Annotated in this window: 19 protein-coding genes and 1 pseudogene; 10 read left to right on the top strand and 10 right to left on the bottom strand. The window is 71.4% G+C overall.

Annotated elements, in window-relative coordinates; translation table 11 throughout:
- Positions 1-590: 590 nt before the first annotated feature.
- Entirely contained in the window at positions 591-2,642 is a 2,052-nt protein-coding gene (locus tag CA983_RS23645) for an MDR family MFS transporter (RefSeq protein ID WP_107500268.1), read from the top strand.
- A 25-nt stretch (positions 2,643-2,667) separates the two neighbouring features.
- Here CA983_RS23645 and CA983_RS23640 read toward each other — a convergent pair whose 3' ends face one another.
- The gene (locus CA983_RS23640) at positions 2,668-3,159 is read right to left on the bottom strand and encodes a GNAT family N-acetyltransferase (RefSeq protein WP_086602899.1); all 492 of its coding nucleotides are present in this window, start codon (positions 3,157-3,159) and stop codon (positions 2,668-2,670) included.
- A gap of 169 nt (positions 3,160-3,328) precedes the next feature.
- Between CA983_RS23640 and CA983_RS23635 the strand changes: the two genes are divergently transcribed.
- On the top strand, positions 3,329-4,045 hold the full coding sequence (locus tag CA983_RS23635; protein WP_086602896.1) for a hypothetical protein: 717 nt from the start codon (positions 3,329-3,331) through the stop codon (positions 4,043-4,045).
- Positions 4,046-4,051: 6 nt separating this feature from the next.
- On the top strand, positions 4,052-4,639 hold the full coding sequence (locus tag CA983_RS23630) for a hypothetical protein (protein WP_086602895.1): 588 nt from the start codon (positions 4,052-4,054) through the stop codon (positions 4,637-4,639).
- Positions 4,640-4,661: 22 nt separating this feature from the next.
- Here the strand turns inward: CA983_RS23630 and CA983_RS23625 are convergent, their stop codons facing one another.
- Positions 4,662-5,069 (bottom strand): DnaJ family domain-containing protein, encoded by a 408-nt coding sequence (locus CA983_RS23625; protein WP_086602894.1) that lies wholly within the window; start codon positions 5,067-5,069, stop codon positions 4,662-4,664.
- Between the two features lie 88 nt (positions 5,070-5,157).
- Here CA983_RS23625 and CA983_RS23620 point away from each other — a divergent pair, with 88 nt between their 5' ends.
- The gene (locus CA983_RS23620) at positions 5,158-5,550 is read left to right on the top strand and encodes an FHA domain-containing protein (protein ID WP_167407440.1); all 393 of its coding nucleotides are present in this window, start codon (positions 5,158-5,160) and stop codon (positions 5,548-5,550) included.
- A gap of 20 nt (positions 5,551-5,570) precedes the next feature.
- Here CA983_RS23620 and CA983_RS23615 read toward each other — a convergent pair whose 3' ends face one another.
- Positions 5,571-6,242 carry an O-methyltransferase gene (locus CA983_RS23615; RefSeq protein WP_086602892.1) on the bottom strand — a complete coding sequence of 224 codons (672 nt, stop codon included), beginning with the start codon at positions 6,240-6,242 and terminating at the stop codon, positions 5,571-5,573.
- A 152-nt stretch (positions 6,243-6,394) separates the two neighbouring features.
- Entirely contained in the window at positions 6,395-7,768 is a 1,374-nt protein-coding gene (gene proP, locus CA983_RS23610; RefSeq protein ID WP_107500267.1) for a glycine betaine/L-proline transporter ProP, read from the bottom strand.
- 338 nt (positions 7,769-8,106) lie between these two features.
- Between proP and CA983_RS23605 the strand changes: the two genes are divergently transcribed.
- Positions 8,107-10,158 carry a bifunctional glycosyltransferase 87/phosphatase PAP2 family protein gene (locus tag CA983_RS23605; protein WP_086602891.1) on the top strand — a complete coding sequence of 684 codons (2,052 nt, stop codon included), beginning with the start codon at positions 8,107-8,109 and terminating at the stop codon, positions 10,156-10,158.
- A gap of 144 nt (positions 10,159-10,302) precedes the next feature.
- On the top strand, positions 10,303-11,772 hold the full coding sequence (locus CA983_RS23600; protein ID WP_244207074.1) for a glycosyltransferase family 39 protein: 1,470 nt from the start codon (positions 10,303-10,305) through the stop codon (positions 11,770-11,772).
- Here CA983_RS23600 and CA983_RS23595 read toward each other — a convergent pair.
- On the bottom strand, positions 11,742-12,185 hold the full coding sequence (locus tag CA983_RS23595; RefSeq protein WP_086602890.1) for an ATP-binding protein: 444 nt from the start codon (positions 12,183-12,185) through the stop codon (positions 11,742-11,744). The genes CA983_RS23600 and CA983_RS23595 overlap by 31 nt on opposite strands.
- Before the next feature lie 93 nt (positions 12,186-12,278).
- On the opposite strand from CA983_RS23595, the gene CA983_RS23590 reads away from it, so the two are divergent.
- Together CA983_RS23590 and CA983_RS23585 are read left to right on the top strand one after the other, a co-directional pair.
- Positions 12,279-13,127, top strand: a complete 849-nt coding sequence (locus CA983_RS23590; RefSeq protein ID WP_086602889.1) for a helix-turn-helix domain-containing protein — start codon at positions 12,279-12,281, stop codon at positions 13,125-13,127.
- Entirely contained in the window at positions 13,087-13,368 is a 282-nt protein-coding gene (locus tag CA983_RS23585; RefSeq protein WP_086602888.1) for a DUF397 domain-containing protein, read from the top strand. Before CA983_RS23590 ends, CA983_RS23585 begins: the two co-directional genes overlap by 41 nt.
- Here CA983_RS23585 and CA983_RS23580 read toward each other — a convergent pair.
- Positions 13,352-14,521, bottom strand: coding sequence for a steroid 3-ketoacyl-CoA thiolase (locus CA983_RS23580; RefSeq protein WP_086602887.1), 1,170 nt, complete (start codon positions 14,519-14,521; stop codon positions 13,352-13,354). The two genes, CA983_RS23585 and CA983_RS23580, sit on opposite strands and share 17 nt — an antisense overlap.
- Before the next feature lie 216 nt (positions 14,522-14,737).
- On the opposite strand from CA983_RS23580, the gene CA983_RS23575 reads away from it, so the two are divergent.
- Positions 14,738-15,973 carry a cytochrome P450 gene (locus tag CA983_RS23575; protein ID WP_086602886.1) on the top strand — a complete coding sequence of 412 codons (1,236 nt, stop codon included), beginning with the start codon at positions 14,738-14,740 and terminating at the stop codon, positions 15,971-15,973.
- A gap of 15 nt (positions 15,974-15,988) precedes the next feature.
- On the opposite strand, the gene CA983_RS23570 is transcribed toward CA983_RS23575, so the two are convergent.
- Positions 15,989-16,591 (bottom strand): TetR/AcrR family transcriptional regulator, encoded by a 603-nt coding sequence (locus CA983_RS23570; protein ID WP_086602885.1) that lies wholly within the window; start codon positions 16,589-16,591, stop codon positions 15,989-15,991.
- A 118-nt stretch (positions 16,592-16,709) separates the two neighbouring features.
- On the opposite strand from CA983_RS23570, the gene CA983_RS23565 reads away from it, so the two are divergent.
- Entirely contained in the window at positions 16,710-17,618 is a 909-nt protein-coding gene (locus CA983_RS23565) for an alpha/beta hydrolase family protein (protein ID WP_086602884.1), read from the top strand.
- A 67-nt stretch (positions 17,619-17,685) separates the two neighbouring features.
- Here CA983_RS23565 and CA983_RS23560 read toward each other — a convergent pair.
- From CA983_RS23560 to CA983_RS23550, 3 genes and pseudogenes are all read right to left on the bottom strand, one after another.
- A pseudogene (locus tag CA983_RS23560) lies at positions 17,686-17,909 on the bottom strand (aggregation-promoting factor C-terminal-like domain-containing protein).
- Between the two features lie 171 nt (positions 17,910-18,080).
- The gene (locus CA983_RS23555; RefSeq protein WP_086602883.1) at positions 18,081-18,905 is read right to left on the bottom strand and encodes an ECF transporter S component; all 825 of its coding nucleotides are present in this window, start codon (positions 18,903-18,905) and stop codon (positions 18,081-18,083) included.
- Positions 18,902-19,693, bottom strand: a 792-nt coding sequence (locus CA983_RS23550) for an energy-coupling factor ABC transporter ATP-binding protein (RefSeq protein ID WP_143645541.1), incomplete at its 5' end; no start/stop codon positions are given. The genes CA983_RS23555 and CA983_RS23550, both read right to left, overlap by 4 nt.

Here is a 19,693-nt window from a genome sequence, read left to right as displayed (position 1 = left end):
AGGTGGGGCYGGGGCGGTCGCGGGGTGTCCGCTGCCYGCCCGGGSGTCCGTCGTGGGGCGTCTTCGGGCGGCCGCGTCGGGGTCTCGGCGTGGGAGGCACCCGTGGGCGTCGGCCTGCCGTCCGCGTGGGTTTGCCGTGGGGCGCCTTCGGTCGCCCGCGTGGGCCGCTCGGGGCCCGAGGCCGTCGCGTGCGAGGGCGACGTCGTCCAGGCCTCCGCGGAGGGGCCCGGGGTGCCCCGGGTCTCAGGGGACGGCGTGAGTTCGACGTACGGGCGGATGCGGAGCGGGTCGAAGTCCTCCGCTACCGCCGCCTCGGTCGTGCGGGTGCTGCGGAGAGCCTCCGCGGCGCGGTGGGTACAGGTGCAGGACGGGGTGTTGTCCGGCTGTCTGGGCGTGCCGCACTCCGGGCACGGGTGGCCGTTCGGCTGTTCCACGCGTTCCTCCCTCCCCTCGCGAACTCCAGAGATTATCCAGATCTTCTCCACAGTGCCGAGGGCGAGCCCCGGAAGGAAAGCTTCCAAAAGGACTCGGCGGGCCATACCGCTTCACACCGGTCACGATGGAAAATGTCACAGGACTCGGGAGGTCTCATGGCCGGTCATGTGCACGTCACGAAGGCGCCGGACCAGGGCGCCGCCCACCGGGAGCATGTGTCCGGGAACGTACTGGTCTCCATCGGGGCCCTGCTCCTCGGGATGCTGCTCGCCGCCCTCGACCAGACCATCGTGTCGACCGCGCTGCCCACCATCGTCAGCGAGCTCGGCGGCATGGACCACCTGTCCTGGGTGGTCACCGCCTACCTGCTGGCCGCGACCGCGGCGACCCCGCTGTGGGGCAAACTCGGCGACCAGTACGGCCGCAAGCGGCTGTTCCAGACGGCGATCGTGATCTTTCTCGTCGGCTCCGCGCTGTGCGGCGCGGCGCAGGACATGACCCAGCTCATCGCGTTCCGGGCCGTGCAGGGGCTCGGCGGTGGCGGGCTGATGGTGTTGTCGATGGCCATCGTGGGCGACCTCGTCCCGCCCCGCGAACGCGGGCGTTACCAGGGGCTGTTCGGGGCCGTGTTCGGCGCCACGAGTGTGCTCGGGCCGCTGCTCGGCGGGCTGTTCACGCAGCATGTGAGCTGGCGCTGGGTGTTCTACGTCAACCTGCCCGTCGGGATCGTGGCGCTCGCCGTGATCGCGGCCGTGCTGCACATCCCGCGCCGGGCGCAGCGACACGTCATCGACTACCTCGGCACCTTCCTCATCGCGGCCGTCGCCACCTGCCTGGTGCTCGTCGCCTCCCTCGGGGGCACGACCTGGGGATGGGGGTCCGCGCAGATCGTCGGGCTCGCCGTGCTGGGCGTCGTCCTCGCCGTCGCCTTCCTGGCCGTCGAGCGCCGGGCCGCCGAACCCGTCCTGCCGCTGAAGCTCTTCCGCGTCCGCACCTTCACGCTCGCCGCCGTGATCAGTTTCGTCGTCGGCTTCGCCATGTTCGGCGCGATGGTCTACCTGCCGACCTTCCTCCAGGTCGTGCAGGGCGTCAGCCCGACCATGTCCGGTGTGCACATGCTGCCGATGGTGCTGGGGCTGCTGCTGGCCTCGACGGCCTCCGGGCAGATCGTCAGCCGGACCGGCCGCTGGAAGGTGTTCCCGATCGCCGGCACCGGCGTCACCACCCTCGGGCTGCTCCTGCTCCACCAGCTCGACGAGCACAGCTCCACCGCCGAGCTGAGCGGTTTCTTCTTCGTCTTCGGCCTCGGACTGGGCCTGGTGATGCAGGTCCTCGTGCTCATCGTGCAGAACGCCGTCCCGTACGAGGACCTGGGTGTCGCCACCTCCGGCGCCACCTTCTTCCGCTCCATCGGGGCCTCGTTCGGCGTGGCCGTCTTCGGCACGGTCTTCGCGAACCGGCTCGGCGACCAGCTCACGGACGCCTTCCGGGGAGCACAGCTGCCGCCCGGCGTCTCCGTGGCCGCGCTGGAGGCCGACCCGCGCGGCATCGCCGCCCTGCCGCCCGGCCTGCGCCCGCCGGCCCTGCACGCGTACGCCGTGTCCATCACGGACGTCTTCCTGTACGCCGCCCCCGTCGCGCTCCTCGGCTTCGTGCTGGCCTGGTTCCTGAAGGAGGACCGGCTGCGCGGCTCGGTCACCGCGCCCGACGTCACGGAGACCCTGGCCAGCAACCCCGTCCAGCGGTCCTCGTACGACGAGGTGTGCCGTGCGCTGTCGGTGCTCGGCACCCGCGCGGGGCGGCGCGAGATCTACCGGGAGATCACCGCCCGGGCGGGTTACGACCTGCTGCCCGCGGCGAGCTGGCTGCTGCTGCGGATCAGGCGGTACGGCTCGGTGGAACCGGCCGTACTGGCCGAGCGGACTCCCGTGTCACTGCCCGTGATCATGGCGGCCGCCCGGCAGGTCGAGGAGCGGCGGCTCGCCGTGCGCACGGGCCTCGACATGGTCCTGACCGACCGGGGACGCGAGGTCGCCGAGCGGCTGGCCCAGGCCCGTGAGGAGTCCCTCGCCGAGCTGCTCGGCGACTGGTGGGGGCCGGACCGGCCGACGGATCTGGTGCAGCTCGTGCGGGAGCTGAACGGCGAACTGTGCGGCTCCCGGCGGGAGCGGCCGTCCGAGGCGCGTCCGGTGGAGTACCTCGGCTGAGGCAGGCGATCGCCGGTCGGGGCGGTCAGGTGAGGCGCTTGGCGAACCAGTGCTCGGCGTACGGGTCGTCGTTGTACGGTTCGGTCTCCGCGTAGCCGAGCCGGGCGTAGAGGGCGCGGGCCTCGACGAGGTCGCCGCGGGTGTCGAGGACGATCCGCCCGGCGCCGAGCGCGCGTGCGGCGTCCTCGGCGGCCCCGACCAGGAGCGCGGCGCCGCCCTTGCCGCGCATCGACTCGTGCAGGAACACCCGCTTGAGCTCGGCGGTCGTGCCGTCCAGCAGCCGTACGCCCGCGGTGCCGGCCGGCTCACCGCCGTACCGGGCGACCAGCAACTGCCCGCGCGGCGGCGCGAGTTCGGTGCCCGGCTGCTGGGCGATCTCCCGCTCCAGCTCGTCCGGGTCGGTCCGGCGCCCCTCGTGCAGCAGGTACCAGCGGTCGCTGACCTCGGTGTAGTACGCCCGCCACAGGGCGGCGGCGACGGGGGAGTCGTACGGTTCCGGGGCCACGGTCCAGATCATGACCGGCATTCTCGGCGGGGGCCGTACCCGGTCCGCAACCGAATAACCCAAAGGGCGTTCGCGCCCCGGGGGCGGCCCGGGCGCCGTTTGGGGGCCTGCTTCCGGGCTACCCGGTCGGCGAACCGGCTCGCGAGGAGAGCCGGTTGGGCCGAGAACCCGGAAGGCATTCATGTCCACTGGCCTGATCATTGCTCTGATCGTGATCGCGGCGGTCGTCGTCATCATCGCGGCCGTCATGACCCTGCGCGCCCGAGGGGCTCGGCGCGGCCCGAGCCTGAAGCGGCGCTTCGGACCCGAGTACGACCTGGCCGTCGCCCGCCACGACGGCGACGCCAAAGCCGCCGAGCGCGAGCTCGCCGAGCGCGTGGAGCGCCACGCCGACCTGCGCGAACGAGCGCTGGAGCCGGCGCAGCGCGAGCAGTACGAGGCGCGCTGGACGGCCGCCCAGGAGCGGTTCGTCGACTCGCCGCGGGAGGCGGTCGCCGAGGCGGACCGGCTGCTCGCGGAGCTCGCCGGTGCCCGGGGCTTCCCGGACGGCGGGCAGTACGAGGAACAGCTCGCCGCGCTGTCCGTGCACCACCCTCACCACGTGGACGGCTACCGGCGCGTGCACCGCGCGGCGCACCTGCGCGCGGAGGACGCCCGGGACGGCGGCACCGGTACGGAAGACATGCGTGAGGCCATGGTGGCGGCCCGCGCCCTGTTCGAGGAGCTGGTACGGCCGGCCCGCCACGATGGCGGAGGCCATGCCGCCGGCCCGCACCTGGGCGGACGCCCTGAGGGCGGACGGCACAAGGCCGGGCTGAACGGCGGCCGCAAGGCTCCGGCCGACCGCGGCGGGCACATGCCGTGGGCGCTCCACCGACGTCAGGCGAAGGAGAGTTGAGATTCGATGTCCGACATGACCCGACCGCCCGGCGACGACACCCGCGACGTCCGCGGCTCGGCCCGTCCTGACGCGACAGGCGCTGCCGATCGTGACGCACGCGGCTCCGCCGGCCCCGACGCCCGAGGCTCCGCCGTTCCCGACGCACGGGGCGAGACCGCCCTGGGCACAGGACACGGCTCGACGCCGCACGGCATCGACGACCCGACGCACCGCACCACCGGAAAGGGGACCCCTGAAACCTCACGGACCCCCGTAGCCTCCGAGACCTCCCCGACCTCGGGGACCTCCGGAGCACACGGCACGCACCTGCTCCCCCACGACGAGTCCGACAAACTCGCCTCCCAGTTGCACCACGCCGTCGCCGAGTTCGTCGACGCCCCCCGGGCCGCCGTCGAGGAGGCCGACCACGTGCTGGAGGAGATCGCGGCCCGGTTCACCGAGGCCGTGACCCAGCGCCGCCGCACCCTGCGCCACTCCTGGCAGTCCGTGGAGGGCGGCCAGGGCAAGCCCGTGTCGAGCGGCGACACCGAGCAGCTCCGTCTGGCCCTGAAGGACTACCGGGAGCTGGCGGAACGGCTGCTGCACGTGTGAGCCGGGTGCTCCCGAGCCCCGGTCACCGGTCCGCCCGGCGCTCCCGCCACTGCCGTACGACGTCCTCGACGTCGTACGGCTTCTTACCCAGCGGGGGCCCGGGCGGCGGCTTGAACATCATGTCGCGGATCTTGTCGTTGATCTCGCCGATGATCTTCCTGACGGCCTGCTCCGAAGGAGCCGCGTACGCGGCCGGCAGCGCGTCCTCCGCCTCCTTGCGCAGCGCCAGTGTCGGCGGCAGGACCGAGAGGCCCTCGCGGGCCATCTTCCGCTTGACCCACCATAGTTCGTCGTAGGTGGCGTCCACATCGGCCGGCAGCGGCTTGCCCGCCCCCGGCAACCGCTCGAACTCGCCGCGGGTCTCCGCATCACGGATCTGCTTGTCGACCCAGGACTCGAAGCCGACGCCGGGTGGCTTTCGCTCGGTCATGAACCCATTGTGCCGGACACCGCGCAGCCGGGCGTTCTATCATGCGGCGGGCTTGCAGACCCACCAGGACGTCTCAGGAGGAGCGCACGTGCTCGAACTCACCATGGCCGCCGTGTCCGCGGCGGAGGAGGGTGCCACGGCCGGCATGCTCATGGCCGACGCGCCCAGCGAGCCGGGTGCCGTGCTGCGGGTGGGCCGCGACAAGTCGGTGTGCCGGCTCTCGACGCCGGACGACTGGCTGTTCGTCTCCCGCGTCCACCTGGAGTTCCTGTGCGGGCCCGACGGGACCTGGCAGCTGACCTGGCTGCGCGGCTCCCAGCCCGACCCGTCCTCCGAAGTCCGGCTCACGGTGGGGGAGTACGCCCAGCCCCTCGCCTACGGCGGCACCGTCCCGCTGCCCAGGGGCGGCAGCGGCGAGGTCATCGTCCAGGACCGCACCGCCCCGCGCAGCGTCAACGTGGGCTTCTACCACGAGATCTGAGCGCCTGACGACCGTCGGCCCTACGCCAGCACCCGCGCCAGCGCGAACCCGTCGTACCCCTTCATGCCGACCGTCTGGATCGCCGTACCGCTCAACCGCGGATGGCTGCCGATCAGTTCGATCGCGGCGCGGGTGCCCGTCACGTCCGGGGCCGTGCTCGCCGCGTCGGTCACGCGGCCGCCGCGGACGACGTTGTCGAGGACGATCAGGCTGCCCGTGCTGGTGAGCTTCAGGGCCCACTCCACGTAGTGCGGGTTGTTGGCCTTGTCGGCGTCGATGAACACCAGGTCGAAGGGGGGCGGGTTCTCGTCGGCCAGCTTGGGCAGCGACTCCAGGGCCGGGCCCACCCGGACCTCGACGAGCTTGTCCAGGCCGGCGCGGGCGATGTTGCGGACGGCGACCTCGGCGTGCTTGGGGTCGTACTCCAGGGAGACCAGCCGTCCGTCGGCGGGCAGGGCGCGGGCCAGCCAGATGGTGCTGTAGCCGCCGAGCGTGCCGATCTCCAGGATGTGGCGGGCGCCCTGGATCTGGGCCAGGAGCTGGAGGAGCTTGCCCTGGTTGCCCGCGACGTTGATGTGCGGAAGCCCGGCGGCGTCGCTGTCGCGCAGGGCGGCCGCCAGGGCTTCGTCGTCCGGGGCGAGGCGGTCGGTGAAGTAGGCGTCGACCTCGTCCCAGACGTGCGACTCGCTCATGCACCTCTACCTTTCGTACGCATAGTTAGCATCCCTAACTAGTGGCGGTCACGAAGATACGTGGTGCACCGGTTCGCTGTCAGTGGGATGTCGCCCGGCGTGTCTTGTCCCGGCCGGCCACCGATTGGTTCTTAGCCGGCCACCCGCGGTTCTCAGCCGGCCACCGACGGTGCCGAACCCGGCAGCGGGCGACCCGCCGACTCGGCCATGCGCCACACCGCGAAACCGCCGACGACGGCCGCGGCCATCATGTAGTACGCGGGCATCATCATGTTCCCGGTCGCGCCGATCAGGGCCGTGACCACCAGCGGCGTCGTGCCGCCGAACAGGGACACGGAGACGTTGAAGCCGATGGACAGGGAGCCGTAGCGGACCTTCGTCGGGAACAGCGCCGGGAGCGCCGAGGGCATGGCCGCCGTGAAGCAGACCAGCAGCAGGCCGAGGGCGCCCATGCCGAGCGCGACGGCCAGGAGGCTGCCCTCGCGGATCAGCAGCAGGGCCGGGACGGACAGCAGCAGGAAGCCCGCGCAGCCGGTGGCGATCACCGGGCGGCGGCCGATCCGGTCGGTCAGCGCGCCGGCGAACGGCTGGACGATCATCATCAGGGCCATCACGCCGAGGACGACGAGCAGACCGTGCGTCTCGTCGTAGTGGAGCTGACCGGTCAGGTAGCTCGGCATGTACGACAGCAGCATGTAGTCGGTGACGTTGAAGACCAGCACCAGGCCGACGCAGAGCAGCAGCGCGGGCCACTGGCCGGTGATCATCTCGCGCAGCGGCACCTTGGGGCGGTTGGTCTCGGCCTTCTCGACCTCGGCCGCGAACGCCGGGGTCTCCTCCAGGCGCATCCGCAGGTAGAGGCCGATGATGCCCATCGGGCCCGCGATCAGGAACGGGATGCGCCAGCCCCAGGAGGTCAGGTCGTCGGCGGACAGCAGGGCGGTCATCAGCGTGACCAGGCCCGCGCCGCCGATGTACCCGGCGAGCGTGCCGAACTCCAGCCAGCTGCCGAGGAAGCCGCGCCGCTTGTCGGGGGCGTACTCGGCGATGAACGTGGAGGCACCCGCGTACTCGCCGCCGGTGGAGAAGCCCTGCACGAGGCGGGCGGCCAGGAGCAGGATCGGCGCGCCGACACCGATCGTCGCGTACGACGGGATCAGGCCGATCGCGAAGGTGCCCGCCGCCATCATGATCATGGTGAGCGCGAGGACCTTCTGGCGGCCGACGCGGTCGCCGAGCGGGCCGAAGACCATGCCGCCGAGGGGGCGGACCAGGAAGGCCGCGGCGAAGGCGCCGAACGTGGAGAGCAGCTGCGCGGTGGGGTTGCCCGAGGGGAAGAAGACCTTGCCCAGCGTGACCGCGATGTAGCTGTAGACGCCGAAGTCGAACCATTCCATCGCGTTGCCCAGCGCGGCCGCCTTCACGGCGCGCTTGACGAGCGCGGGGTCGGTGACGGTGGTGCCGGGGGTTTTCGCTGCGCGGCTCTTCAGGCCGGACGCGGGAGCGACGACTGAGACAGTCGACAAGACTCGCTCGCCTACCTTTCGACGGGGACAGGGACGCGGTCCGCGCGGCGGCGCTGTCGTACGGGCCGAAAAGCGACGATAGGCGGACAAAGGCCGATTACGGACCGTACGTATTTCGTTGCAGAGGGCATCTAAATCCCGGATACGCAGGCACGTCCGCCCGCCCGGGAACGGCTCCCGCGCGATCTTGATGTGATCCTTCTCGCGTCCACGAGAGGCAACCGCGCGCACTCCGCACTATCGTCAACCGGACAAAAGGAGGCAGACGTCAGGTGAACCGGGGCTAGCCCGCGTCTTCCTCCCGGGGGGCGACGTACGGGGCGGGAGGCCGGCGAGGCGTGACGAACGCGGAACGCAGCGGACGACCGACGGAAGCCATCGGAGCGACAGCCGTCGGCGGGACCCAGGCACGTCTGCGCGTGGSCTGCCTCGGCCTGTGGCTGATCGTCGCGGCCCTCGCCGCACGGCAGGTGGCCGTCGTCCTCGGCAGCCCACGCGGGGAACGGCTGACGGACCTGGAGACCTGGGTCGGGCCGAACGGCGTGCTGCACGTGACCGGCTCGCTCTACGACTCCACCCGCTTCACCGGCACGCCCTTCGGCGGGCTCGTCCTCAAGCCGCTCACCCGCGCGGCCGAGCAGGCCCTCGGCTGGGGCTGGACCTTCGGCACGCTGCTGCTGGTCGTCGCCCTCGGCATGGTCGCCGCCCGCGCCCTGCCCCAGCCCATCGGCCGCCGCACGGCCCTGCTGGCCGCTCCCGTCGCCATCGGCCTGCTCATGCTGTCCCTGCCGGTCCGCAACACCCTGTGGCTCGGCCAGACCAGCATCATCCCGGTCCTGCTCGTCCTGCTGGGCTGTTTCGTCGCCCACGGCCAGCGGACCAGCGGCCTGCTCATCGGCGTCGCGGCCGCGCTCCAGCCCACGCTGCTGCTCTTCACGCCCCTGCTGTGGTTCACCGGCCGCAGACGCGCCGCGCTCTCCACCGGCGTCACCTTCGCCGCCTGCACCGCGCTCGCCTGGGCCGCGATGCCGCACGACTCCCACACCTACTGGGTCCACCACATGGCCGGCGTCGGCCTCGGCGGCCGGGCCGACGACCTCGGCAACCAGTCCCTGCACGGCGCCCTGCTGCGGCTCGGCCTGAACGGCCCCCTGGAGGTCGCGCTCTTCCTGACGCTCGGCGCGGCCGTCGCCGTCCTGGCCCTGCGCCGCGCCGTGCGCTACTTCGACGACGGCCAGCTCCTCCTCGCCGTCGCGATCACCGGCTGCGCCGCGATCGTCGTCTCGCCGGCCGCCTGGCAGCACCAGCTGCTGTGGGTGCTGCTCGCGGTCGTCGGCCGGGCCGGCAGACGCGCCTGTGACCGCTACGTCTGGCCGGTCGCCGTCGTCCTGGTCATGACCCTGCCGGCCAGGATGCTGCTGCCGGACATGCCGTCGCTGGACCCGCTGCGCACGAACCTCGTCCTGCTGGCCGCCCTCGCCGCCGCCACGGCCGTGCCGTTCCTCTCCCGCACCTCCCCGCACTACCAGTCGCCGACACCGACCGAGTACGCCCCCGCCGCCGCGTCCCGCTTCCGGCACATCCCGCTCGCGCCCTTCCTGCGCCGGGTCCTCACCCGACCGAACCTCCTCCTGGAGCTGCTCCTCATCCGGGTCACCTACGCCGCCTACTCCCAGGTCCGGCTCGCCGCCACCGGAGGCAGCATCTCGGCCGGCCGGGCCGAGGCCGAGGAGAACGGCCGGCAGATCCTCGGCCTGGAACGCGCCCTGCACATCGACATCGAGCACTGGGCCAACCACACCGTCGTCACGATCGGCTGGCTGCGGAACCTCTTCGACTTCTACTACGAGTCGTTCCACTTCGCCGCCCCGCTGACCGTCCTCGCCCTCCTCTACTGGCGCCGCCCCGCCGACTACCGCTGGGCCCGTTCCGCCCTGGGCCTCGCCACCCTGCTCGCCCTGGTCGGCTTCTGGCTCTACCCGCTGGCCCCACCCCGGCTGATGCCRACGCTCGGCTTCATCGACACCGTCCACGGCGCCCAGGACTTCTCCCAGCCCGACTACGGCACCCTCACCGCCCTGACCAACCAGTACGCGGCGATGCCGTCCCTGCACTTCGGCTGGTCGCTGTGGTGCGGCGTCGTGATCGCCGTCCTGGCGCGCCAGTGGTGGATCAAGGCCCTGGGGATGCTGCACCCGCTGCTCACCGCGTCCGCGATCGTCGCGACGGCGAACCACTGGGTGCTGGACGCGGTGGGCGGGGCCCTGGTGGTCGGGGCGGGCTTCGGTCTCGTGTACGTACTGACGGGGCCGCGGTCGTCCACCGCCGATCCGCGGCAGGAGTCCCGGGCGGCGAAGGCGAGCACCGGTCGGTCGACGAGTTCTGTCTGATGGTCCGCCTGTAAGCCAGGCATCCCGACGGGGGCGATGCGCGTCTCATGAAGCGGGCCACGCACATCCACGCCCGCGGAGGCAGCGATCACTCAGCACCTGGACACCACGGGCACGATCCCGGGTGCACGCGGTCCCCGACCCGTGCCGCCCCGGCCGTCCCCGCGGGCGGCCCGGTGGAGACGGACTCTTCCGGCCGCCGTCCCCGCTCTGGCCGCCCTCGACCTCGGCCTGTGGGGCATCGAGCGGCAGGACAGCATGTGGCGCGACGAGTCCGTCACCTACCAGGTCGCCCACCGCTCGCTGGATGAACTGTGGGGCCTCCTGAGCCAGATCGACGCCGTGCACGGTCTGTACTACCTCCTCATGCACGCCGTGTTCGCCGTGTGGGACGGCGGCCTGCTCGCCCTCCGGCTGCCCTCGGTGGCGGCAACCGCCCTCGCCGCGGCCGGAGTCGGGGCGATCGGCACCCGGCTGGCCGGACGCCGGGCCGGCACCCTCGCGGGACTCGTCTTCGCCGTGCTGCCCCTCACACAGCAGTACGCGCAGGAGGGCCGCTCGTACGCGCTGGTCACCGCGGGCGTCACCTGGGCGGCGTACTTCCTCCTGCGTGCCACCGCCGACTCCCGCGCCCGCTGGTGGACGGCCTACGCCCTGACGCTCGTACTCGCCTCCTGGCTCCACGAGTTCGCCGCGCCGGCGCTCGTGGCCCACGGGCTGACGCTGTGGCGGTCACGCCCGGAGCGCCGGGACGCGTGGCGGTGGGCGATCGCGGCGGTCGCCGTGGGGACGAGCCTGTTACCTCTGGCGGTGATCAGCGCGGGACAGGCGGAGGCCCAACTGGGCTGGCTCGGACGCCCGAGCCTGAGCGCGTGGCTGCTGTTCGCGGGGCTCTCGGCGGCGGCCGTGGCGCTGTGCCGGCTGCTCCTGCGCGTGGGCGCCCCCGGAGCCGTCCCCCTGACCCGCCTCGCCCTGCCGCTGCTCATCGCCCCGGCCGGTCTGCTGATGACGATCTCGCTGATCAAGCCGTGGTACGTCGACCGGTACGTGCTGTACGGCATGACGGGCCTGGCGCTGCCCGCCGGGACCGCACTGGCGTGGGCGATCGGGCAACGGCACCGACTCGCCCCCGCCGCCCGGATGCTGACGGCCTGTCTGCTGGCCGGGGCGGCGGTCGCGGTGCTGCTGCCGTGGTCACTGCTGGTCCGCTCGCCCGAGAGTCGCAAGGACGACGTGGTCGCGGTCGCCCGGGTGGTGGAGCGGCAGGCGCACAAGGGCGACGGGGTCCTGTTCATGCCGTCCCGGCGCCGCGAATGGCTCCTGTCCCACCCCGGGGTCTACGGCCGTCTCGACGACCTCGCCCTCGCGGAGTCCCCGGCGGTTTCGCGCACACTCCAGGGCACCGAGCTGAAGGCCGCCGAGATCCGCCGCCACATCCTGGCGACGGACCGCATCGTCACCCTCCAGGATCCGCCCGGGCAGCCGCTCGACGCCGTCCCCGAGGAGGAGGTCAAACGGCGGACGCTGCGGGCGCACTTCGAGGTGTGCGAGCGGACGGGGGTGCATGGGGCGCAGGTGGTGGTCTATGTGCGTCGGGGTGTCATTCCCTGTTGAAAGGACTCTGGAGCGACGGACTCGGCCCCGCATTCGAACCACACGGTCTTGCCGCCCCCGCGCCACGGCGACACACCCCACTTGTCGACCATCGCGTCGAGCAGGAGCAGCCCACGGCCGCCCTCGGACTCCGGGTCCGGCGAGGTCGGTGAGCAGGGGAGTTGGTCGCTGCCGTCCGTGACCTCCACCCGTACCCCGTCCGGCTGCCGCAGCAACAGCAGCGCGCAGCGGCGGTCCGGGACGTGCTGTACGACGTTCGCCAGCAGCTCGGTCACGCCCAGCTCGACGGCGTCCGACAGCTGGGGCATGCGCCACTCTTCGAGGAAGGAGCGGACGATACGGCGGATGTGGCGGGGGGCGTGTTCACCGACGGTGAGGCGCATCGTGTGCTGGGCGGGAATGTATTCGTTCACAGGGCGAGGGTGACGTGCCCTGACTACTCTGGGCTACGGAACGGATACAACCGGTCCCATTGTGGGCCGAGTTGCGTGAGAGGGGCTTCTGCCGTGACCCACATCAACGCCCTTGACCCGGGTGCGTCTCCGCTCGATTACTACGGCTTCGAGCTGAGGAGATGCCGGGAGGCTGCCGGGCTGACCCAGAAGCAGCTCGGGGAGATCCTCAACTACACGGGCTCGCTCGTCGGCCAGATCGAGACGGCCAGGAAGCTTCCGACGCCGGAGTTCAGTGAACGGGTGGATGCGGCGCTGGGGACGGACGGTATGTTCTCCCGGCTGGTCGAACTGGTGCTGCGGAGTCGGCTCCCGGCCTGGTTTCAGCAGGTGGCGGAGCTGGAGGCGCGGGCGACTGAGATCAGCACTTTCCAGACGCACGCGATTCACGGCCTTCTTCAGACGCCCGAGTACGCACGTGCTGTTCTCGGTGTGCTGGACGGCACCGACCTGGAAGACCGCACTGCCGTCCGGCTGGCTCGACAGCGCATCCTCGACAAGGAGCAGCCCCCGATCCTCTGGATGGTCGTCAGCGAGTCCGTCCTGTACCAGGAAGTGGGCGGCCCGGAGACCATGCGCGGGCAACTGGCCCATCTGTTGGCCTTCGAGCACATCCCGCTGGTCAACATCCAGATCCTGCCGTTCTCGGCCGGGGCGCACGCGGGAATGCAAGGCTCGTTCACCCTCTTCCGGTTCACGAGCGACCCGGCCATCGTCTACACCGAGGGCTATGGAAGCGGGCATCCGACCGCGAATCCGGACACCGTCAGGGACTGCTCGCTCCGTTACGATCATCTTCAGGCCGCCGCGCTCTCCCTCAGGGATTCGGCGGAGCTGATCCGGCGAGTGATGGAGGAACGCTATGGCGAGCAACGCGATTCCGACGGGGATCCTGTGGCGTAAGTCCAGCTACAGCGGCGACCAAGGAGGCGAATGCGTCGAGTGCGCGCCGATCGGGGCCTTGGACTGGCGCGCGTCGACGTACAGCGGCGACCAAGGCGGCCAGTGCCTCGAAGTCGCCGAAACCCCGCACACCACCATCGCAATACGCGACTCCAAGACCCCGGCGGGACCGATCCTCACCCTCGACCCCGCCACGTTCACCACCTTCGTCAACTGGACGACGGCTACAACCGCTGAATGATCGTGCCGGTGGCCAAACCGCCACCCGCACACATCGTGATCAGTGCGAACTCCTTGTCCGCGCGCTCCAGTTCGTGAAGAGCCGTCGTGATGAGCCGGGCCCCGGTGGCTCCCACCGGGTGCCCGAGCGCGATCGCGCCGCCGTTCACGTTCACCTTCTCCAGGTCCTGCTCGAAGACCTGCGCCCAGCTCAGTACGACCGAGGCGAACGCCTCGTTGATCTCCACGAGGTCGATGTCCTTGAGGGACATCCCGGCCTTGCCCAGCACGGCCCTGGTCGCGTCGATCGGCCCGTCCAGGTGGAAGTGGGGGTCTGACCCAACCAACGCCTGAGCCACGATCCGGGCCCGGGGCCGCAGCTTCAAGGCCCTGGCCATCCGCTTCGACGCCCACAGGAGCGCCGCCGCCCCGTCGGAGATCTGGGACGAGTTGCCGGCCGTATGGACCGCCGTCGGCATGATCGGCTTCAACGCGGCCAGCGCCTCCGCCGTCGTGTCGCGCAGGCCCTCGTCCTTGTCCACCAGGCGCCACATGCCCTGCCCGGCGTGCTGTTCCTCCTCCGTCGTCGGTACCTGGACCGCGAACGTCTCTCGTTTGAAGCGCTCCTCCGCCCAGGCGTGGGCGGCCCGCTCCTGGGAGGCGAGGCCCAGGGCGTCGACGTTCTCCCGGGTCAGGCCACGGTGGCGGGCGATGCGCTCGGCCGCCTCGAACTGGTTCGGCAGGTCGACGTTCCACTCGTCGGGGAACGGCTTGCCCGGACCGTGCTTCGAGCCCGACCCGAGCGGCACCCGGGACATCGACTCCACGCCGCAGGAGATGCCGACGTCGATCACGCCCGTGGCGACCATGTTGGCCAGCATGTGGGAGGCCTGCTGGGAGGACCCGCACTGCGCGTCGACGGTCGTCGCTGCCGTCTCGTAGGGGAGCCCCATCGTGAGCCAGGCCGTGCGCGCGGGGTTCATGGACTGCTCGCCGGCGTGGGTGACCGTACCGCCGACGATCTGCTCGACGCAGTCGGCGGGGATACCGGTGCGGCCGAGGAGCTCGCGGTAGGTCTCGCCCAGGAGGTAGGCGGGGTGCAGGTTGGCGAGCGCGCCGCCGCGCTTGCCGATGGGCGTGCGTACGGCTTCGACGATCACGGGTTCGGCAGCCATGGGTGCGGGTCCTCTCCGGGAGGCTACGCGGAACTAGTACGCGTTCTAGTTCTGCCAGCAGTGTGCTGAGGGCTGCTCGCCGACCGCAAGAGTCGTGCGGGTAATTGAGGGGCTCGTGCCCCTTGCTACTTGTAGAACCCGTTACTACCGTCACCGCAACTCCGCACAGCTGATGGGCCGTCAGAATCAGAGCCGGTACGAGTGGTGGGAGCCGCCATGTCCTGTCCCGCGCTGCCCGAGGGGTTCGACTTCACCGACCCGGACCTGCTGCACAGCCGTGTGCCGCTGCCGGAGTTCGCCGAGCTGCGCCGGGTGGAGCCGGTCTGCTGGGTGCCGCAGCCGGCGGGTCTCGCCGGTTTCCAGGACGAGGGGTACTGGGCGGTCACCCGGCACACCGACGTCAAGCACGTCTCCACGCACCCGGAGTTGTTCTCGTCGTACCTCAACACGGCGATCATCCGCTTCAACGAGCACATCGAGCGTGACTCCATCGACGCGCAGCGGTTCATCCTGCTGAACATGGACCCGCCGGAGCACACGCGGGTGCGGCAGATCGTGCAGCGCGGGTTCACGCCCCGGGCGATCCGCGCGCTGGAGGAGCGGCTGCGGGCCCGTGCCCGCGCGATCGTGGCGAACGCCCGCGCGCACACCGGCCCGTTCGACTTCGTCACCCAGGTCGCCTGCGAACTGCCCCTCCAGGCGATAGCCGAGCTGATGGGCGTGCCACAGGAGGACCGGGACAAGATCTTCGACTGGTCCAACAAGATGATCGCCTACGACGATCCCGAGTACGCCATCACCGAGGAGGTCGGCGCCGAGTCGGCCACGGAGATCATCGCCTACGCGATGAACATGGCGGCCGACCGCAAGCAGTGCCCCGCGCACGACATCGTCACGCAGTTGGTGGCTGCGGAGGACCAGGGCAACCTCAACTCCGACGAGTTCGGCTTCTTCGTGCTGATGCTGGCCGTCGCGGGCAACGAGACCACCCGCAACGCCATCACCCACGGCATGCACGCCTTCCTCACCCACCCCGAGCAGTGGGAGCTGTACAAGAGGCAGCGGCCGTCGACGACGGCGGAGGAGATCGTGCGCTGGGCGACCCCGGTCGCCGCCTTCCAGCGCACCGCCACCCAGGACACCGAGCTGGGCGGCAAGCTGATCCGCGAGGGCGACCGGGTGGGGCTGTTCTATGCCTCCGCCAACCATGATCCTGAGGTCTTCGACGCGCCGGACGACTTCGACATCACCCGCGATCCCAATCCCCACCTCGGTTTCGGAGGCGGCGGTCCGCACTACTGCCTGGGCAAGTCCCTCGCCGTGCTGGAGATCGACCTCATCTTCAACGCGATCGCCGACGCCATGCCGGGCCTGCAACTGGTCGAGAATCCACGTCGGTTGAGGTCGGCGTGGATCAACGGGGTGAAGGAGCTCCAGGTCCGTTCCCGGTGACTCGCGAGTGCGGGGTCAGTGCGGTTGGCGCAGCCCCGCGACGAGGAGCGCGACCAGTCGGCGTGCGTCGTAGCGGGGGTCGCTGTCGGCGCCGACGCAGAGGTTTCCGATGCCGCGCATGAACTGGTAGGCGTCGAGGTCGGAGCGGATCTCGCCGGACGCGGCGGCGGCTTCGAGCAGTTGGGTGCACACCGGCAGGAGACGGTCGAGGAAGTAGGTGTGCAGCGGCCCGAAGCAGGTGCTGTCCCCCTGCATCGCGGTGGCCAGGCCGTGCTTGGTGACCAGGAAGTCGACGAAGAGATCGACCCACCGCACCAGGGCGGCATGGGGTGTCGGGCCGGCTGCCAGCAGGGCCGGGCCGGCTTCGGCGCAGGCGTCGACCTGGTGGCGGTAGACGGCGATGACGAGGTCCGCCCGGGTGGGGAAGTGGCGGTAGATCGTGCCCATCCCGACGCCGGCCTTGGCCGCGATGTCCCGTACCGGCGCGTCCACGCCCGAGCTGACGAAGACCTCGGCGGCCGCGTCCAGCAGGGCCTGCTGGTTGCGCCGGGCGTCCTTGCGCTTGGGCCGGGCTGAGCTTCGGGCTGAGCTTCCGGCGCTCTGGCCGCTGTCGTTCACCGTGACGTCCTTCCGTGATGTTGCAAAGCGGAACGGTGCTCCGTATCGTCCGTATCATCGTAAGTGGAGCAACGTTCCGTTTCATTCATGATGGCATACCTGACCGGAAGGCACCTCCATGCCCGAATCCAACTCCATGGTGATCTCCGCGAAGCCGGTGGTCCTGTCCGCCCCGGGCCGCGGTGAGGACCTCCAGGTCCGCGTGTCCGCCCCCGCGACCGGCGGCGAGCTGCCCGTGGTCGTCTTCTCGCACGGCTTCGGCTGGTCGATGAACGGCTACGCCCCGCTGGCCGACTACTGGGCGGCGCAGGGCTTCGTGGTCGTCCAGCCCACCCACCTGGACTCCCGGACGCTGGGCCTGCCCGCCGACGACCCGCGTACGCCGCGGATCTGGCGCTTCCGTATCGAGGACCTGAAGCGCGTGCTGGACGGACTCGACGTCCTGGAAGCCTCCGTGCCGGGCCTCGCCGGGCGCGTCGACCGCGACCGCGTCGCCGTGGCCGGCCACTCCTGGGGAGCGCAGACGGCGAGCACGCTGCTGGGCGCGCGCGTCCTCGACCCCGACGGTGTTCCCGGTGAGGACCTGTCCGACCCCCGGGTGAAGGCGGGGGTGCTGTTCGCCCTGGCCGGCCTGGGTGACGACCTCACCCCGTTCGCCGTCGAGCACCTCCCCTTCATGAGGCCGTCCTTCGACACCATGACCACGCCGGCGCTCATCGTCGCCGGGGACCGCGACGACTCCGCGCTGTCCACGCGCGGACCGGACTGGTTCACCGACCCTTACGTCTACAGCCCGGGAAGCAAGAGCCTGCTCACGCTGTTCGGAGCGGAGCACTCGCTCGGGGGCATCCCCGGGTACGAGGTCGCCGAGACGACCGACGAGAGTCCCGCACGCGTCGCTCTCATCCAGCAGCTCACCAGCGCCTACCTGCGCAGCGCCCTCTGTCCCGAGGACACCGGCTGGAAGGCGGCGGTGATCGCGCTGGAGGAGGAGCCCAGCCCGTTGGGGAGGATCGAGAGCAAGTAGGCGAAGGCGACGGCCCCGGGGATCAGGGGGCCGCCGCCTTCGGTTCTTGGGGGGCGGGTATCCGGGCTCAGTACCAGTGGTTCGTCTGCCAGAAGTCCCAGGCGCCGCAAGCGCTGCCGTAGCGGTCCTTCATGTAGTCGAGGCCCCACTCGGCGCCGAGGAGCCTTCCGCCGGGACGGCATGGGCGGGCCCGGCGCCGATCAGGGTGCCGCAGGCGGCCGCGGCCAGGGCAGCGCCGGCGAGGGCCTTCTTCGGGGTGGCGATGCGGCGGAGGGCGGACGCGGCGGGCACAGGCGACCTCTCGTCGGGAGCGGGGCGGTCGTCCAGAGAAACAGGCGCGCCAGATGCCCGCAAAGAACCCGTTTACTACCTGTGACCGCATGTGAGGGGAGCTTCGGTCCACTGACCAGGGCGTGCGCCTACGGCCCCGCTTCGTACGTGACGCGGGTCATGTGGGGGGCTTCACGTCCGGGGCGCGTCGAACGTGACCGGCGTCTCGAAGGCCGCCCGGCGGGTGGCACGGCGCAGCGCCCGGAGGACCGCGGGGCCGAGCGTGAGCGTCAGGACGACCGTGACGACGGCCCGCCCCAGGTCCCAGCCCAGCGACGTGGCCAGGCAGTACGCGAGGAAACGGGCCAGGTTGCCGGCGACCGCCGCGTGCGGGTCGAAGGCGACGTTGGAGGCGAGGGCGCTCATGAAGGGCCAGCCGACCAGGTTCATGACCGTGCCGTAGGCGAAGGCGGCCAGGAAGCCGTAGGCCGCGAGCAGCACGAGCTCCGCCCGGCCGCGCAGCCGGTCCGGGCCCGGCAGCAGGCCCGCGCCCATCGCGAACCAGCCCATCGACAGCATCTGGAACGGCAGCCAGGGGCCGACCCCGCCCGTGAGCAGCGCGGACGCGAACATCGTCACCGAGCCGAGGACGAACCCGAACCCCGGGCCGAGGACCCGCCCGCTCAGCACCATCAGGAAGAACATCGGCTCGATCCCGGCGGTACCGGCGCCGATCGGCCGCAGGGCCGCACCCGTGGCGGCCAGCACGCCGAGCATCGCGACCGCCTTCGGGCCGAGACCGGACTCCGAGACCGCCGCGGCCACCACCGCCACGAGCAGCACCAGCAGGCCCGCGAAGAGCCAGGGCGCGTCCTGCGCGTGGGCGCTGAGCCGCGAGGTGGGCGGGGTCAGGAACGGCCAGCCGAAGCCGACGACGCCCACGGCGCTGACCAGGGCCAGGGCGGCGACGGAGCGGGGGCCGAGGCGGACGGCCCGGGCCTGACGCTGGGCGTTCACGAGGTGGTCCCGGGCTGGAGGGCCGCTCGGACCTGGGAGACCGTGAGCCAGTGCTGCGGGGCCAGGATCTTGGTGACCTGCGGGGCGAAGGAGGGCGAGGAGACCACGACGTCCGCCGTCGGGCCGTCGGCGATCACCTCTCCGTCGGCGAGCAGCACCACCCGGTGAGCGATCTCGGCGGCCAGCTCCACGTCGTGCGTGGCCAGCACGATGGCGTGCCCCTCGGCGGCCAGACCGCGCAGCACACCGACCAGACGGGCCTTGGCCGCGTAGTCCAGGCCCCGCGTCGGCTCGTCCAACAGGAGCAGCGGAGGCCGGGCGGTCAGCACGACGGCCAGGGCGAGAGCGAGCCGCTGCCCCTCCGAGAGGTCCCGGGGGTGGGTGTCGTCCGTGACGCCGGGCAGCAGTTCGCAGACCAGGGCCCGGCACGTGCCGGGCTCCGCGTCCGCGTCCTGGTCGGCCGCCGCGCACTCGGCGGCGACGGTGTCGGCGTACAGCAGGTCACGCGGCTCCTGCGGGACCAGGCCGACCTTGCGGACGAGGTCCTTCGGGGCGGTGCGGTGAGGGACGGCGTCGCCGAGCCGGACGGTTCCCGAGCTGGGGGTGACCAGGCCGACCAGGGAGTTGAGCAGGGTGGACTTTCCTGCGCCGTTGCGGCCCATGAGGGCGATGGTCTCGCCGGGGGCGATGGTGAGGTCGATGCGGCGTAGGGCGGTGATTCGGGCGCGGGTTACGGATAGGGCTTGTACTTCGGCCGTGGAGTGTGCGGTGGGGTGGGTAGTTCGCGG

This window comes from Streptomyces swartbergensis, assembly GCF_002148965.1.
GTDB classification, from domain to species: domain Bacteria; phylum Actinomycetota; class Actinomycetes; order Streptomycetales; family Streptomycetaceae; genus Streptomyces; species Streptomyces swartbergensis.
Note: the sequence above shows the minus strand (reverse complement) of the source record. Positions and strands in the feature narration are given on the sequence as shown.